Origin of the sequence: Dactylosporangium sp. NPDC000521 (assembly GCF_042898305.1) — a bacterium.
In the GTDB taxonomy this organism is placed as follows: domain Bacteria; phylum Actinomycetota; class Actinomycetes; order Mycobacteriales; family Micromonosporaceae; genus Dactylosporangium.
In genome coordinates, this window is the sequence record NZ_JBIAYW010000005.1 from 232,095 (window position 1) to 244,465 (window position 12,371).

The following is a 12,371-nucleotide window of genomic DNA, read 5'->3' on the forward strand; positions in this document are numbered from 1 at the left end:
ATGTCATGCCTGTCAGCACCGCGCCCCCAACAAGCGGCTACACCAGCAAGGTCGACTCGGCCCTCGATCAGAACAAGCTGACGGTCCTGACCGTCATCCTGATGGTCATCGCGGCGGCGGCGCCGTTCACCGTCATCGCCGGCGGCGCGACCGCGGGCTGGGCCGTCACCGGTGTGCTCGGCATTCCCGTCGCGTACGTCGCCATGGCGGCCGTGCTGGGCATCTTCAGCGTCGGGTACACCGAGATGTCCCGGCACATCGTGAACTCCGGCGCGTTCTACGCCTACGTCGCGCAGGGGCTGGGCCGCGTGACCGGCCTGGGCGCCGCCGGTGTCGCCGTGCTCGCGTACAACTTCATGCAGATCGGCCTGTACGGCGGGTTCGGCCCGGTGCTCAGCGGCTTCCTCGCCGACCAGTGGGGCATCGAACTGAAGTGGTGGGCGTGCGCCTTCATCGCCTGGGCCGTCATCGCCGTCCTCGGCGTGCTGAGCATCGAGTTCAGCGGCATCGTGCTCGGCGTCCTGCTCGGCGCCGAGGTCATCATCGCCCTGATCTTCTCGGTCGTGGAGCTCGCGCACCCCGCCGGCGGCACGGTCACCTTCGACACGGTCAACCCGTCGCAGCTGTTCAGCGCGGGCACGGGCGCGGCGCTCGCCACGGCCGTGGCCGGCTTCGTCGGCTTCGAGTCGACCGCCGTCTACAGCGAGGAGACCCGCAACGCGAAACGGAACATCCCCCGCGCCACGTACCTGTCGCTGATCATCATCGGCCTGCTGTACGCCTTCTGCTCGTGGGCCATGTCGGTCGCCGCCGGACCGGACAAGATCATCGGCCTGTCCACGGAGAACTCCAGCGAGACGATGTTCGTGCTGGTGAGCCCGCACCTCGCGGAGATCTGGCTGACGCTGGGCCACGCGCTGTTCATCACCAGCCTGTTCGCGGCGCTGCTCGCGTTCCACAACACCGCCGCCCGCTACACGTTCGCGCTCGGCCGCGAGCGGGTGCTCTTCAGCTTCTTCGGCACGACCGGCCGGCGCTTCCGCGCGCCGCTGTGGGGCTCGCTCACGCAGACGATCCTGGCCGCCGTCGTCCTCGCCGTGTTCGCCATGAGCGACGGCCTGGACCCGTTCGTCCACCTGTTCTTCTGGTGGACCGTGACCGGTGGCTTCGGCGTGCTCATCCTGATGACCGTGACGTCGGTGGCGGTGCTGGCGTTCTTCATGCGCAACCGCGACGGCGAGGTCGGCCAGGCGCCGCCGTGGCGGCGGTTCATCGCCCCGGCGATCGGCGCGGCGCTGCTCGCGTCGGTCCTGATCGTGACGGTCATGGAGTTCGACACGCTGCTGGGCGTCAAGCCGACCGACCTGGCCCGGTACCTGTTCCCCGGCCTGTTCCTGGCCGCCGCACTGGTCGGCGCCGCGTGGGCGGCGTTCCTGCGGGCCGGCAACCCCGACACGTACCGCGGCATCGGCCAGGGCGTGAGCGCGGCGCTGCTCACCGTCCAGCCCGAGGACACCGCCGCGCACCGGGCCGGTCCGTCCCGATGACGTCGACCTCAACGGCCCCGGCGGTGCGTGTCGCCGGGGCCGGCGACGTCGCCACAGTGGCGGGCGTGCTCGCCGCCGCGCTCGACGACACCGACATCGCGCACTGGCTGGTCCCCGACCGGGACGAGCGGGTCGAGGTGTACCGGCGCTACTTCGACCTCGTCACGCCGTGGTTCGTGGAGCACGGCACGGTCCACATGACCGCCGACGGGGCGGCCGTGGCGGCGTGGGTGCGCCTCGACGGGAAGTTCGAGCCGGAGATCGCGGACTACGACCGGCGCCTCGCCGAGGCGTGCGGCGAGGCGACCGGGCGGTTCGTGCGGCTCGACGAGGACATGCTGGCCGCGCACCCGGACGGCCTGGCGCACGACTACCTGGCGTTCCTCGGCGTCGCCCCGGGCCGGCAGAGCCAGGGGCTCGGCAGCCTGCTGCTGCGCGAGCACCACCGGATCACCGACGCCGACGGGCTGCCGGCCTACCTGGAGGCGACCGGTCGGCGCAACGCGGCGCTGTACGCCCGGCACGGCTACGCCGACACGCGACCGGTCCACATCGGCGACGGCCCGCCGCTCTACGCCATGCTGCGCCCGGCCGCCGCTCAGGCCACGCCGAGCGCGGTGGCATCCCACATGCCGTAGTACTGGTTCACGAACACGTTCGTCAGTCGCGGGTTGCGGTAGTTGAGCACCTTGTCGTACGTCAGCGGCAACATCGTCGCGGAGTCCATGACCGCGGCGTCGACCTGCGACCACAGCTTCGCCGCGTCGGCCGGGTCCGTGGTGGTACGGGCCCGGTCGATGAGCGCGTTGATCGCCGCGTCGGACAGCTCCGCGTAGTTGTTGTTGCCGCTGGGCAGGATGAGCCGGCCGTCGATCAGCGTCGGGAAGAAGCCGTAGCCCGTCGGGAAGTCCGCCGACCAGGCGCCCATGATCAGCCCGTACCCCTTGGTGTGCACGTTCGAGGGGGAGCCCACGACCGACCGGGCGTAGATCGACGGGTCCGACGCGTCGATGCGGGCCTTGATACCGACCGCCGCCAGGGCCGCCTGGATCGCCTCCGCGGTCTTGGACGCCTTCGGGCTGTCGGTGGTGGCGATGACGGTCTCGAAGCCGCCCGGCTTGCCGCACGCGGCCAGCTCCTCCTTGGCCTTCTCCGGCTGCGGCTTGCCGCTCTTCGTCTGGAACGGGTCCAGCGTCGGGTCGTGCCCGGGGATGCCCGGCGGCAGCATGGAGCCGGCGATGTCGCCGCCCGCGTCCGGCCCGCCGCGGGCGGTCTGCACCGTGGTCTTGTCGACCGCGTACTGCACGGCCCGCCGGCAGTGCACGTTGTCGAACGGCTTCACCGCCGTGCTCATCGCCGCGTACTGCACGAACCCGGTCGTCGGCTCGTCGGTGCGGGCCTTCAGCACGGGGTCGAGCAGGATCTTCGGCTGTGACGCCGACTGCACCCCGCCCTGTCCGGCGTCCGCGTCGAGGTCCCCGTCCAGCAGCTGCCGGTCGATCTCGTCGGGCGCGGTGCCGATGGTCAGCTCGACGCGGTCCGGCAGCGCCTTGCGCACCGTGTCCGTGGCCCGGTCCCACTGCTCGTTGCGGACCAGCACGGCCTTCTTGGCCGGCTCGATCGACTCGAACCGGTACGGCCCGCTCGACACCGGCTTGTCGCCGTACTTCGCACCCGTGTCCTTCGCCGCCGGCACCGGCGCGGCGACGCCCATCGCGAGCAGGTAGGGGAAGTCGGCGAACGGCTCCGCCAGCCGGAACGTGATCGTCTTGTCGTCCGGCGTCGAGATGCTCTTCAGGCCGTTCTTGTCGGTGTACGGGCCGGGGTAGTGCTGGCCCTGATCGAGCTGGTCGATCAGGTACGTCGGCCCGCCGCTGAGCTCCTCCTGGGCGAACAGCCGCTCGATCCCGTGCCGCACGTCCTTGGCCGTGATCGCCGACCCGTCCTCGAACCTGATCCCGTCGCGCAGCTTGAACGTGTACGTCAGCTTGTCCGCCGAGATCGCCGGCATCGCCGTGGCCAGGTCCGGGACCAGCTTCAACCCGTCCGCGCCGGGCTTGGCGTCCGGCGTCAGCAGCGTCCGGACGTAGAGCCGCTGCAGGTTGTACACCGCCGTCACGTACGACCTGGTGGGGTCCCACGAGTCCACATCGTGCGCACTGGCCAGCTTCAGCGTGCCGCCGGTCGCGGTGGACGGGTTCACGACCTCGGTCAGCCCCGCGTTGAAGGCCGCCGTGGCCGCCCCTTCGCCCCCAGGCTTGTCCTTGTCGGCACATGCCCCGGCAGCGAGGCTCAGACACAGCACCAGTGCACAGCGAGTGATCTTCACTTAACTCAGCGTAGACCCGTGAGTGGCGTGCGCGCGGTGGTTCGGCGCAGCCCGACGGCGCGGCCGCCGTGGAGTTCAGGTCGCCGGCGCGGCCGGGGTTCAGGCTGTCCCGGCGTGGCCGTGGGTTCAGGCCGACGGCGCGGCCGTGGGGGTCAGGCTGCCAGCGCGGCCGTGGGGCTCAGGGTGGCGGCCAGCTCGCGGGCGAACCGCATCCGCGGCGCGGCCGTCTCGGGGCGCTCACCGTACTCGCGGGCCAGGATGTCGGCGCAGCCCTGCGTGCCGTGCCGGGTGACGGCCGCGGTCACCGCGGCCCACGCCTCGGCGGGCGTGACCGGCCGCGACGGCTGCAGGTCAGAGGCGAAGACCGCTTCCGCGACGAACTCCGTGACGGTGCCGATCATGTCTGCCTCCCAGTGCTGTCCCCGTGTGCCGCTGACCACAACTCAACGCTCCAACGGGTGCAGCGCTACGCCCCGGACGGTTTCCGGACGGTTGCGGACCGGCCGATCACCCGACAGGCCCACCTAATGGGCGAGCACGACGGCGATCAGGGCCACGGCGCCGGGCAGGGCCTGGACGAGGAGGATGCGGCGGCTGGCGGTGGCGGCGCCGTACAGGCCGGCGACGATCACGCACGCGAGGAAGAAGACGCGCATGGCGAAGCCGACCGGGTCGCCGGCGACGATGCCGTAGACCAGGCCGGCGGCGAGGAAGCCGTTGTACAGGCCCTGGTTGGCGGCCAGGGCCTTGCTGGACTCGGCGAACTCGGCGGTGGTGCCGAAGGCCGCCCTGGTGCGTGGGGCCGTCCACAGAAACATCTCCAGCACCAGGAAGTAGGCGTGGAGCGCGGCGACGAGGCCGACGAGGACCAGAGCGGCGATGTTCACGCCGGACACCCTACCGGCCGGTATCCGGCGGCTCGCCGTGTGGCGGGACCGGTCAGTTCTTTGTGACCCGGACGACGACGTTGGAGTCGGTGACGCTCTGCACAGCGATGGTGAAGCCCTGGGCCTGTGCGCTGCCGTCGACGGGGACGCTGACCCTGGTGCCGGCGACGTCGACCTTCACGTTGCCGTTGTCGACGCCGATCAGCTTGACCTTGACACCGAGGACCTTGGACTCGGCGTCGACGCCGCGGTCGAAGGTGACGGTGCACGCGCTGGTCGAGCACGTCACGTTGTCGGAGCTGCACGCCGTCAGCGCGCCCAGCCCGATGGCCAGCGCGGCGGCGACCGTGGCGAGGCGGCGGGTCAAGGTCATCATGACTCGGCAGTGTAACCAACCCATGCTCGTGACCGAGGAGTCTCGCGGGCGCCAGGACGTTGCCGGCGTGCTCGTGACCGATGAGTCTGGCCGGCCCCGTTCGTACACCCTCCGGAAACGCCGAACGAGGAGGATGTCGCATGTCGCACGAGAGGGCCGCGGTCATGGCGGAGCGGTCGGAGCTGGCCGAGGTGCTCGGGGCGCTGACCCCGGCGCAGTGGGACGCGCCGTCGCTGTGTGCCGGCTGGCGGGTCCGGGAGGTGGTGGCGCACACCACGATGCCGTTCCGGATGGGGCTGGGCGGGTTCGTGTGGGAGATGGTGCGCTCCGGCGGCCGGTTCAACGCGATGTCGGACCGGGTCGCCCGGCGGGACGCCGCCCGGATGCCGGCCGAGGCGCTGCTGCGGTCGCTGCGGGACAACATCGGGCACCCGTGGACGCCGCCGGGCGGGGGAGCGGCCGGGGCGCTGTCGCACGAGATCATCCACGGCCTCGACAGCACGGTCGCGCTCGGGCTCGACCGGCGGGTGCCGCACGACCGGCTCCGGCTGGTCCTGGCCGCGATGCGGCCGCGCAACGTCGAGTACTTCGGCGCCGACCTGCGCGACGTCGCGCTGGAGGCCACCGATCTCGACTGGCGCTTCGGCAGCGGTACGCCGCTGCGGGGCCTCGCACAGGACCTGCTGCTCGTCGTCTGCGGGCGGCGGCTGCCTTCCGGTCATCTGTCGGGCGAGCCGGCGGCCCGGTTCACGGCGGCCGGCTGATCGAGCAGTGCCGGCTCCTCGGCCGTCGGTGCCTCGAACAGCGGCACGCAGAGGCCGAGGAGCTCGCGGCTGATCCCGCCGCGGCCCGCGCCGCGTTCCTGGGTCCTTCGCCGGCCGGATCGTCACGCCGCCCGGCGCCGTGGTCGTGGCGTCATGGTGTGGCGTCATGGTGTGGCGCCGTGGTTGTGGCGTCATGGTGTGGCGTCATGGTGTGGCGGGGACCGGTGCGGCGCGGTCCGGTTGCGGCCGGGACTTCGCGCGGCGGCGGCGGATCGCCCACTCCGCCACGGCGAGGTTGATGACCCAGCCGGCGCCCATCAGGAACGCCCGCGCGGACGGACCGGGTTCGCCGACGAACAGGAACCATGGCGCGTGGGTGAACGCCTGCGTGCCGGCGCCGAGGCCGATCGCGTAGCCGCGCGTGACCCAGGCGCTGTGCGTGGGGATGTCGCGGCGCCGGGCGGCGGCGAACCCGAGCACGAGCGCGACCGCCATCACCGTGCCGAACAGCAGGCGCTCCAGCATCACCAGCGTGCCGTCGGCGGGCGGCAGGTCGTACATCACCGACATCCACAGACCGGTGAGCGCCGCGACGACGCCCAGCGGGATCAGCAGCCGGCCCGCCGTCCGGTGCCAGCCGGCCCGGCGGCGGCGGAACCCGGGGGAGAACTGGAACGCGCCGAGCAGCAGGAACACGCTGGCACTGATGATGTGCAGCACGACTGGCAGCGGCTGGTCGAAGAACCGGGCGTTGTCCGCCGTACGGGTCCCGCCGCCGCCCAGTTCGGCGAGGCGGATGGTGCCGGCGGCCATCGGCACGAAGCTGATCGCGATCAGGCCGGCCGGGACGAGCCAGGTGGCTTTGGTCATGCGTCGATGGTGGACGCCGGGGCGCCGCCGCTCATCGCCAGTTGGACCTACGGCGGGCCGTGCTTAAGTACTACGCGCCTCGTCTCATAGGCCCAGATGGCGATCTCCACCCGGTTCCGGACGCCGAGCTTCGCCATCAGGCTGGCGACGTGCGTCTTCACCGTGCTGAGCGTGATCCCCAGCTCCGCGGCGATCTCGGCGTTGCTCCGGCCGCCGGCGACCTTCGCGAGCACCTGCTCCTCCCGCTCGGTGAGCGGCTCGACCGGCTGCGGCGGACTGGGCGCCGGCCCCGCCCCGGCGAACGCCCCCAGCAGTCTGGCGGTGACCACCGGCGCGATGAGCGCCTCCCCGTTCGCCGCGGCGTGCACGGCCTGGGCCAGCAGCGCCGGCCCGGCGTCCTTGAGCAGGAACCCGCGCGCGCCCGCACGCAGCGCCGCGTACACGTACTCGTCGAGGTCGAACGTGGTGATGACGACGACCGCGAGCGGATCCTCGACCCCCGGCCCGGCCAGCGCCCGCGTCGCCTCGATGCCGTCGACGCCCGGCATGCGGATGTCGAACAGGCACACGTCGGGCCGCACCTGCCGGGCCAGCTCGACCGCCCGGTGCCCGTTCGCGGCCACCCCGACGACCTCGATCCCCGGCTGCGCGTTGAGAATCATGCTCAACCCGGTCCGGACGATCTCCTGATCGTCGGCCACCACCACCCGGACGCTCATCGCACCGCCCCGGAGCCCGGCGCCTCGAAGCCCTCGCCGGGGGCGGGCCGGTGCGGGTTCTCGTCGCGGGCGGGCCCGTGCGGGTCCTCGCCGCGGCCGGGCCGGTGCGGGACGGAGCGTGGCAGGACGGCGGCCACGGTCCAGCCGCGGCCGGTGCCGTCGTGGTGGGTCGGGCCGGCCTCGCAGGTGCCGCCGAGGAGGGTGGCGCGCTCGGTCATGCCGATGAGGCCGTACCCAGGTGCGGTGGCGGGCCGGGCCGGGCCCGAGTCGCCGTCGTCGGTGACCCGCAGCCGCACCGACGTGTCGTCGGCGTGGACCCGCACCGCGATCCTGGTCGCGTGCCGGGCGTGCCGCCTGGCGTTGGTGACCGACTCCTGGGCGAGCCGGTAGACGGCCGCGCCCACCGGTGCCGGGACGGTGTCCAGGTCGCCGGAGAGCTCGACGTCCACGCGAGGCCCGGTCCGCGCCTCGGCGGTCCGGGGGTGATCGGTCCGTGTGGTGTCGGGCCGCGCGTCGCCGGGCACGCCCGCGGGGCCGGCGAGGTGGGTCAGGTCGGCGATGGACGGGGTCGGGGTCAGCTCCGGCCGGTCGACCGGCCCGGCGTGGCGCAGGAGGCGGACCATGGCGCGCATCTCCGCCAGGGCCCGCGACGCCTCGGCCTCGATGAGGTGCAGGGCGGAGAGCGCGGCGTCAGGGTCCGACGCCGCGGTGGCGATGCCGGCCTGGGCACGGATCGCCATCGCCGAGACGTGGTGGGCGACGGTGTCGTGCAGGTCGCGGGCCAGGCGCTCGCGTTCCAGGAGGCGGATGCGGTCGATCTCGCGGCGGCGGGCGCCCGCCCGGTACCGCAGCGCCAGGCCCAGCGCGAGACAGCTGGACAGCACGGCCAGCCCCGCGATGGCGTCGCTCGCCTTGACCTGCACGAGGCGGTCCATCACGCCGGCCTTCACGGCGATGACCGACACACCGAGCACGATCTCGCGGCCGGAGCCCCAGCGCGTCAGCGCGTACACCGGCAGCAGCACCGCGATGGCAGCGGCGTTGTCCATGGCCCGGCCCGCCAGCAGCGGCAGCAGGCCGGTCGCGCCGAACGCCACCACGACCGCCGCCAGCGGCTGCCGCCGGCGCCAGGGCAGCAGCGCGACGATGCCGGCCAGGACGACGAGGACGGAGAGCGCGCGCATCGGCAGGTCGGGCCGGAGCAGCCCCTCCAGCACGGCGAGCGGGCCGGCGACGCCGACGAGCGCCCAGTCGCGCCACACGCGCCGGGGCGCGTCGGGGGCGCGCGGCTCGTCCCAGACCGCCCGCAAGGCATCGATAAGCCGTCTCACCCCTGTGATCGTATGAGACCCGGCGCCCTCGCAGAACGGTCCAACGGCTTCAGCTGGATGTCCCCTTCAGCCGGATGTCCCCTTCAGTCGGAGGTTCGCTTCAGCCGGATGTCCCCTTCGGCCGGAGGGCCACTTCAGTCGGAGGGCCACTTCAGTCGGAGGGCCACTTCAGTCCGAGGGCCACCTCAGTCGGAGGTCCACGAAGTCGCGCCCCAGCGGGCCGTCGCGGCGCCCACCGGAGGGTTGCCAGCCGCGCCGCAGGTAGAACGCCTTGGCGCGTTCGTTGCCGTCCCAGACCTCCAGGTGACCCTCGGTGACCCCGGCGGCGCGCCAGGCGGCGATGCCCGCGTCGTGCAGGGCGCTGCCGGCGCCGCGGAGCCAGTGCGCGGGGTCGACGTACAGGCCGACGAGCCGCGCCGGCGGGCCCAGCGACAGGAACCCGGCGGGCCGGCCGTCGGCGTCGTCCACGCACAGCACCAGGCGGTCCGCCGCTTGGATGCTGATGGTGTACGCCTCCCGCAGCTCCATCGTGTCGTCGGGGATCTCCAGGTCGCCGTAGTACGTGCGGCGGGCCACCTGATGGATCGACACGAGGGCGTCGACGTCCTCGGTGCGCGCTGTGCGGACCTCCATCGTGGCGACGATGCCACAGTCCGGGTTTGGCGGCCGCCCCGGACGGAAACTGGTCTGGTATGACCAACAAGCAATTCGTCCCACGCGTCGACGAGACCGTGGACATCGACGTCATCCGTGACGAGGCGGAGCGGATCGCGGTGCCCGACTTCGACTACATCGGGCAGCCTGTCGACGCGATCATCGACGGGCTCACGGGCCACGGCCGCGACAAGGACCAGGACTCCGAGGACACCACGGTCGACTAGGTCTGCCCGCGGGGAGACCTGATCAGGAGCGTGGCGACCACCTCGTCCGGGCCGACCGTGCCGTACACATGCGGCACGTCCGCCGGCCACGCGATGTGCTCGCCCGGCCCCGCGATCAGTGGCGCGGTGGCGGGCCCCGCCCGCAGTACCCCCTCCGACACCGTGACGTGCTCGGTCACGCCCGGCGCGTGGGGTGGTGACTGCTGCACGACGCCGGGGCGCACCCGCATGCGCAGCAGCTCGAACGTCACCCCCGGCTCGTCGAACACCTCCAGCAGCGTCGCGGTGACCGCGGACCCCCGGACGGGTTCGCCGTGCTGCTCCCGCACCAGGGCCGTCAGCGGTACGCCCAGCGCACCCGCCACCGCGTACAGCGTCTCCAGCGTGGGGTTCCTGGTCCCGTGCTCCAGCCCGGACAGCGTGGCCTTGCCGATGCCGGCAGCCCGCGCCAGCTCCGACAGCGACATCCCCCGCGCGGCCCGCAGCTCCCGCAGCCGGTCACCGAGACTTGTCTCCACGCCGTCATGGTGCCATGCTCTTCGGGTCGTTCCGTATACGGAACGCGAAACGAGGGGTGGTCATGCGGCGGTTCGATTCGGCACAGCCGATCCTGGCGGGCCTGGTGAGTGCCGTGGTCGGCTACGCGAGCTCGTTCACCGTCGTGCTCGCCGGCCTGCGCGCCGTCGGCGCCACCCCCGCGCAGGCCGCGTCCGGGCTGCTCGCGCTGTGCACCGGCATCGCCGCGACCGCTGTCTTCCTCGCCCTGCGGCACCGCATGCCGATCAGCATCGCCTGGTCCACCCCCGGCGCCGCGCTGCTCGTCGCCACCGGCCACGTGCAGGGCGGCTGGCCCGCGGCCGTCGGCGCGTTCCTCGTCTGCGCCGCGCTCATCGTCGTCGCCGGCCTGTCGCCGTGGCTCGCCCGCGCGATCAACGCGATCCCGCGCCCGATCGCCGGCGCCATGCTCGCCGGCGTCATCCTCAGCCTCTGCACGGCCCCGGTCCGCGCCGTCGTCGACGTGCCCGCGCTCGCCATCCCGGTGGTGCTCACCTGGGCGGTGCTGACCCGCTTCGCCCGCCAGTGGGCCGTCCCGGGCGCGCTGCTCGCCGCCGTCGTCGCGATCACCGTCCGCGGCGTCCACCTCACCGGCGTCTCGATCGCCCCCGCCGCGGTGTTCACGGTGCCGACGTTCAACCTGCCGGCCCTGATCAGCATCGCCGTGCCGTTGTTCCTGGTGACCATGGCCGCCCAGAACGTCCCGGGCATGGCCGTCATGGCCACCTACGGCTACACCCCACCCCTGCGCGGCGTCCTGGTCACCACCGGCGTGGCGAGCGCCTTCGCCGCCCCGTTCGGCGGCCACGCCCTCAACCTGGCGGCGATCACGGCCGCCCTCACCGCCGGCCCCGACACCCACCCCGACCCCCGCCGGCGCTGGGTCGCCACGGCCGCCCTCGGCGCCGGCCAGCTCACCCTCGGCCTCGGCGCGGGCCTGGCGATGGCGCTCGTGCTGCTCTCGCCGCCCGTCCTGGTCATCGCCGTCGCCGGCCTGGCCCTGCTGTCCGCCCTCGGCTCCTCCCTGGCCAGCGCCGTCACCGACCCTTCGGGCCGCGAGGCAGCGGTGGTGACCTTCGTGGTGACAGCGTCAGGCACGACGATCCTGAACATCGGCCCCGCCTTCTGGGGCCTCGTGGCCGGCGCTTTGACGGCGCTGCTCCTGTACCGCCGGAGCAGGCCCTCTTCCCCTTCGGCCACCACGCCGCCCTCCAGCGCTTCACCGCCCGCTGTTTCACCGCCCGCCGTTTCCTCGCCCGCCGTTTCCTCGCCCGCCGTTTCCTCGCCCGCTGTCTCGTCGCCCGCACCGGCAGGCCCGGCTCCCTCCCGGTGACGTCGGCGTGCCGCGCAGCCGTTGGACGGCCCGCAGCTCGGCGCGGTGCTTCGCCGACGTCATCCAGCTCTATATTGCGCCAGCAGCGTCATCCCGCCCGGCCCGTTCCCCGTTCCCGCAGCTTCGCACCGAGGTGCGCCTTCCTGGGCATCCGTATGCCGCCGGTGGAACGTCCACGGCGTGCGTCCGCCGCAGCACTGCCCCCGCAGCCGCAGCGCAGGTGGAAGAACGGACGGGCCGGTGCACCCCTACGGAGCTTTTGCCGGACGAATCTCACGCCGCGGTATGCCCACAGCGAAGCCGTACGTGTAGCGGTGCGCGAACGGTAGCGATCGTTCGGGAGCCTGTCCGGGTAGTTGGAACACGAACGAGACGACCGCGGTTGGCTCGCGGATCTCATCCTGGAGTTTGGCGTTGAGTCGGGTCATCGAGCGCTCGACCAGGAAGACGTACACCGCATCGGCGTCCCGGAGGTCGACCGTCCAGAAGTTGGCGAGGCGAACGGTCGCCAGGTCGCGGTGCCGCCACAACACCAACTGGGAGACCACCCACAGGAACGGGTTGATCTCATATCCAATACCTCGGATACCGCGCTTGGCGGCGGCCCGGAGGAGCCGTCCGTCGCCCGAGCCCAGCTCGATCAAGGTCTGACCAGTGCGGAGGCCGGTCAGGTCCAGCAGCGGCTCGTGATAGCGCGGCAAGGTGGGCAGCCAGGGAGCGCCCATGATGATCGCCAGCCCGAACGGCGCGACGAGGACCAGCAGTAGCCCCACCACCAC

General features: G+C 72.6%; 15 protein-coding genes. 5 read left to right on the forward strand and 10 right to left on the reverse strand.

All coding sequences use genetic code 11. From position 1 onward, the window contains the following. Positions 1-5: 5 nt before the first annotated feature. Positions 6-1,547, forward strand: coding sequence for an APC family permease (locus tag ACFY3L_RS19070; protein WP_389325175.1), 1,542 nt, complete (start codon positions 6-8; stop codon positions 1,545-1,547). Further along, on the forward strand, positions 1,544-2,185 hold the full coding sequence (locus ACFY3L_RS19075) for a GNAT family N-acetyltransferase (RefSeq protein WP_389325178.1): 642 nt from the start codon (positions 1,544-1,546) through the stop codon (positions 2,183-2,185). Before ACFY3L_RS19070 ends, ACFY3L_RS19075 begins: the two co-directional genes overlap by 4 nt. On the opposite strand, the gene ACFY3L_RS19080 is transcribed toward ACFY3L_RS19075, so the two are convergent. The 4 genes from ACFY3L_RS19080 to ACFY3L_RS19095 all read right to left on the reverse strand — a co-directional run bounded on the left by ACFY3L_RS19080 (position 2,146) and on the right by ACFY3L_RS19095 (position 5,139). Next, positions 2,146-3,876 (reverse strand): ABC transporter substrate-binding protein, encoded by a 1,731-nt coding sequence (locus tag ACFY3L_RS19080; RefSeq protein ID WP_389325180.1) that lies wholly within the window; start codon positions 3,874-3,876, stop codon positions 2,146-2,148. The two genes, ACFY3L_RS19075 and ACFY3L_RS19080, sit on opposite strands and share 40 nt — an antisense overlap. Positions 3,877-4,028: 152 nt before the next feature. Continuing rightward, complete coding sequence (locus tag ACFY3L_RS19085) at positions 4,029-4,277, reverse strand: hypothetical protein (RefSeq protein WP_389325183.1); 249 nt, start codon at positions 4,275-4,277, stop codon at positions 4,029-4,031. A 123-nt stretch (positions 4,278-4,400) separates the two neighbouring features. Then, positions 4,401-4,763, reverse strand: coding sequence for a DUF1304 domain-containing protein (locus ACFY3L_RS19090; RefSeq protein ID WP_389325186.1), 363 nt, complete (start codon positions 4,761-4,763; stop codon positions 4,401-4,403). Positions 4,764-4,815: 52 nt separating this feature from the next. Next, positions 4,816-5,139 carry a hypothetical protein gene (locus ACFY3L_RS19095; RefSeq protein ID WP_389325189.1) on the reverse strand — a complete coding sequence of 108 codons (324 nt, stop codon included), beginning with the start codon at positions 5,137-5,139 and terminating at the stop codon, positions 4,816-4,818. 140 nt (positions 5,140-5,279) lie between these two features. Between ACFY3L_RS19095 and ACFY3L_RS19100 the strand changes: the two genes are divergently transcribed. Then, positions 5,280-5,903, forward strand: coding sequence for a maleylpyruvate isomerase family mycothiol-dependent enzyme (locus ACFY3L_RS19100; protein ID WP_389325192.1), 624 nt, complete (start codon positions 5,280-5,282; stop codon positions 5,901-5,903). A 204-nt stretch (positions 5,904-6,107) separates the two neighbouring features. Here the strand turns inward: ACFY3L_RS19100 and ACFY3L_RS19105 are convergent, their stop codons facing one another. The 4 genes from ACFY3L_RS19105 to ACFY3L_RS19120 all read right to left on the reverse strand — a co-directional run bounded on the left by ACFY3L_RS19105 (position 6,108) and on the right by ACFY3L_RS19120 (position 9,456). Next, positions 6,108-6,773, reverse strand: coding sequence for a DUF2306 domain-containing protein (locus ACFY3L_RS19105; RefSeq protein WP_389325195.1), 666 nt, complete (start codon positions 6,771-6,773; stop codon positions 6,108-6,110). Positions 6,774-6,820: 47 nt separating this feature from the next. Then, a complete protein-coding gene (locus tag ACFY3L_RS19110; protein WP_389325198.1) occupies positions 6,821-7,492 on the reverse strand; it encodes a response regulator in 672 nt (223 codons plus the stop codon). After that, positions 7,489-8,823, reverse strand: a complete 1,335-nt coding sequence (locus ACFY3L_RS19115) for a sensor histidine kinase (protein ID WP_389325201.1) — start codon at positions 8,821-8,823, stop codon at positions 7,489-7,491. Before ACFY3L_RS19115 ends, ACFY3L_RS19110 begins: the two co-directional genes overlap by 4 nt. A 168-nt stretch (positions 8,824-8,991) precedes the next feature. After that, on the reverse strand, positions 8,992-9,456 hold the full coding sequence (locus tag ACFY3L_RS19120) for a GNAT family N-acetyltransferase (protein WP_389325204.1): 465 nt from the start codon (positions 9,454-9,456) through the stop codon (positions 8,992-8,994). Between the two features lie 59 nt (positions 9,457-9,515). On the opposite strand from ACFY3L_RS19120, the gene ACFY3L_RS19125 reads away from it, so the two are divergent. Beyond that, positions 9,516-9,704, forward strand: coding sequence for a hypothetical protein (locus ACFY3L_RS19125; RefSeq protein ID WP_389325207.1), 189 nt, complete (start codon positions 9,516-9,518; stop codon positions 9,702-9,704). Here ACFY3L_RS19125 and ACFY3L_RS19130 read toward each other — a convergent pair. Continuing rightward, on the reverse strand, positions 9,701-10,222 hold the full coding sequence (locus ACFY3L_RS19130) for a helix-turn-helix domain-containing protein (RefSeq protein WP_389325210.1): 522 nt from the start codon (positions 10,220-10,222) through the stop codon (positions 9,701-9,703). The genes ACFY3L_RS19125 and ACFY3L_RS19130 overlap by 4 nt on opposite strands. Before the next feature lie 62 nt (positions 10,223-10,284). Here ACFY3L_RS19130 and ACFY3L_RS19135 point away from each other — a divergent pair, with 62 nt between their 5' ends. Further along, the gene (locus ACFY3L_RS19135; protein ID WP_389325213.1) at positions 10,285-11,592 is read left to right on the forward strand and encodes a benzoate/H(+) symporter BenE family transporter; all 1,308 of its coding nucleotides are present in this window, start codon (positions 10,285-10,287) and stop codon (positions 11,590-11,592) included. A 248-nt stretch (positions 11,593-11,840) separates the two neighbouring features. On the opposite strand, the gene ACFY3L_RS19140 is transcribed toward ACFY3L_RS19135, so the two are convergent. Then, the gene (locus ACFY3L_RS19140; protein WP_389325216.1) at positions 11,841-12,365 is read right to left on the reverse strand and encodes a class I SAM-dependent methyltransferase; all 525 of its coding nucleotides are present in this window, start codon (positions 12,363-12,365) and stop codon (positions 11,841-11,843) included. Positions 12,366-12,371: the final 6 nt, after the last annotated feature.

Bases quoted from the DNA above. Each gene is read 5' to 3' on its own strand.
- ACFY3L_RS19070 (WP_389325175.1), top strand. From the start codon at position 6: ATGCCTGTCAGCACCGCGCCCCCAACAAGCGGCTACACCAGCAAGGTC.
- ACFY3L_RS19075 (WP_389325178.1), top strand. From the start codon at position 1,544: ATGACGTCGACCTCAACGGCCCCGGCGGTGCGTGTCGCCGGGGCCGGC.
- ACFY3L_RS19085 (WP_389325183.1), bottom strand. From the start codon at position 4,277: ATGATCGGCACCGTCACGGAGTTCGTCGCGGAAGCGGTCTTCGCCTCT.
- ACFY3L_RS19095 (WP_389325189.1), bottom strand. From the start codon at position 5,139: ATGATGACCTTGACCCGCCGCCTCGCCACGGTCGCCGCCGCGCTGGCC.
- ACFY3L_RS19100 (WP_389325192.1), top strand. From the start codon at position 5,280: ATGTCGCACGAGAGGGCCGCGGTCATGGCGGAGCGGTCGGAGCTGGCC.
- ACFY3L_RS19105 (WP_389325195.1), bottom strand. From the start codon at position 6,773: ATGACCAAAGCCACCTGGCTCGTCCCGGCCGGCCTGATCGCGATCAGC.
- ACFY3L_RS19110 (WP_389325198.1), bottom strand. From the start codon at position 7,492: ATGAGCGTCCGGGTGGTGGTGGCCGACGATCAGGAGATCGTCCGGACC.
- ACFY3L_RS19120 (WP_389325204.1), bottom strand. From the start codon at position 9,456: ATGGAGGTCCGCACAGCGCGCACCGAGGACGTCGACGCCCTCGTGTCG.
- ACFY3L_RS19125 (WP_389325207.1), top strand. From the start codon at position 9,516: ATGACCAACAAGCAATTCGTCCCACGCGTCGACGAGACCGTGGACATC.
- ACFY3L_RS19135 (WP_389325213.1), top strand. From the start codon at position 10,285: ATGCGGCGGTTCGATTCGGCACAGCCGATCCTGGCGGGCCTGGTGAGT.